Consider the following 2035-nt stretch of genomic DNA (forward strand, 5'->3'; position numbering starts at 1 on the left):
GAGGACGCCTGCAGTGGTGTCCGCAGTCTGCAATCCGCCTTGATGGCCACGTTGTTTGTGAGCCACCTGGCTTTTCGTGGTTGGTGCTCACGGTTGCTCCTGGTCGGAGCCGGCTGTGGACTTGCCCTGGCCACCAATTTGGGACGCTCCGTCTGGCTCAGTGTCGTGGCCCATCGCCGGGGGCCTGAAGCCGTGGACCGGCTTCATGACCCGGCGGGCTGGCTCATTCTACTCTGCACACTTTCCGGTGTGCTCCTCGCGGTGTGGGCGTGCCGACGGATGGAATCCTATCTGCCGCAAGGAACACGACCGGTGGGATCCATCCCGCATGCCCCCTAGATCCAAGTGAAAGGCGCCATTTCAAAAACCTTCCGACGCATCCTGGTCCTGGCGGTTGCGGACGTCACCGCCATTGTGTTCAGTTTATGGATCGCTTACCAACTTCGATTTGATTTTCAGATTCTCGCCTCTGAACAAGTGCGAATGTGGCCTGTGATCGGATGGGTCCTGCCGCTCAAGATCGTTCTCTTGATCTTTTTCAGGCAATTCGATGGATTGCTGGGCTATTTCGGTCTGCCCGATTTGAAGCGACTTCTTGCTTACTCGGTTTGCTCTTCCGGATTAGTCGCCTTGGTTTGGTTTGCAACCGGCGGACTGTGCGCACCTCCCCGCTCCGTCATCCTTGTCGATTTTCTCATTGCCATGATGCTCATGGGAGGTGGACGGTTGGGCCTGCGAGTCCTGCGTGAGCGATACCTCGCGCCGGAAGCCCGCCATAGCGGGAGGGTAAAGAGAGTCGCGATCGTGGGAGCAGGCGATGTCGGTTCATCGCTGGCTCGGGAAATTTCCGTCAAACGCGGCCTGGGCATGAAACCCATCGCCTTCTTCGACGACGACATGTCGAAGTGGCGTTCGCGAGTTCATGACATTCCGGTTTTGGGCGGACCTGAAGCCCTCCTGGATCGCACTATGAATCTCCGATTGGAAGAGGTCATCATCGCCATGCCCTCGGCCTCCGCGAAACGGATCGGTGAAGTCGTAAAGATATTGCAGAAAGCGCGCCTCAAGTTTCAAACCGTACCTTCCCTTCCTCAACTCGCTTCGGGACAAGTCAAAGTCAGCCAGCTTCGCTCCGTTGAAATTCAAGATTTGCTGGGACGAGATGCGGTGAAGCTCGAGACCGAACATATTCGCGGCGTCTTGGAGGACAAGGTGGTGCTCGTCACCGGCGCCGGAGGCAGTATCGGCGGCGAACTGTGCCGGCAAATTCTGGAATTCCACCCCCGACGGCTCCTGTTGCTCGACCAGAGCGAGGTCCAGCTCTTCCAAATCGAGCAGGAGCTGCTGGAGCGCGGCCACGGATCGATCATCTTCCCGCTCATTGCGGACGTTCTCGACACCACTCGCATACGCCAGATTTTCGAACGTCAGAGGCCGGAAGTGGTGTTCCATGCCGCCGCCCACAAGCATGTTCCCATGATGGAAAGCCAGCCCTCCGAAGCGATCAAGAACAACACGTTCGGGACCGCCCGGCTGGCGGAGGCGGCCCGCGATCACGGAGTGGCCCGGTTCGTCATGATCTCGACGGACAAGGCCATCAATCCCACCAGTGTGATGGGAGCCACCAAGCGGGTCGCAGAAATCTTCCTCCAAGCCCTCCACGCCGAAACGAGCGGCGGCACTCAGTTCATAGCCGTCCACTTCGGCAATGTGCTGGGATCCTCAGGAAGCGTCATTCCCACGTTCCAAAAACAAATCGCCTTGGGAGGCCCCGTCAAAGTCACCCACCGCGATGTCACGCGGTACTTCATGACGATTCCCGAGGCGTGCGGACTGGTGCTGCAAAGTTGCGCCCAAGGGCAAGGCGGTGAGATTTTCGTGCTCGACATGGGCCAGCCGGTCAAGATCGTCGATCTGGCGCGCCAACTGATCGAGCTGAACGGACTCGTCCCGGACGAGGATATTCTCATCGAATTCACCGGACTCCGGCCGGGCGAGAAACTCTTCGAGGAACTCAGTCACCAAGGCGAGAACA

General features: G+C 58.7%; 2 protein-coding genes. Both read left to right on the plus strand.

The genetic code is table 11. The annotated features are described in order from the left end of the window. A partial coding sequence (locus FJ404_19785; protein ID MBM3825087.1) for an exosortase/archaeosortase family protein occupies positions 1-339 on the plus strand: 339 nt, incomplete at its 5' end. 144 nt (positions 340-483) lie between these two features. After that, positions 484-2035: polysaccharide biosynthesis protein (locus FJ404_19790; GenBank protein MBM3825088.1), on the plus strand; the 1552-nt coding region annotated here is incomplete at its 3' end.

The sequence above is a fragment of the Verrucomicrobiota bacterium genome (assembly GCA_016871495.1).
In the GTDB taxonomy this organism is placed as follows: Bacteria; Verrucomicrobiota; Verrucomicrobiia; order Limisphaerales; family VHDF01; genus VHDF01.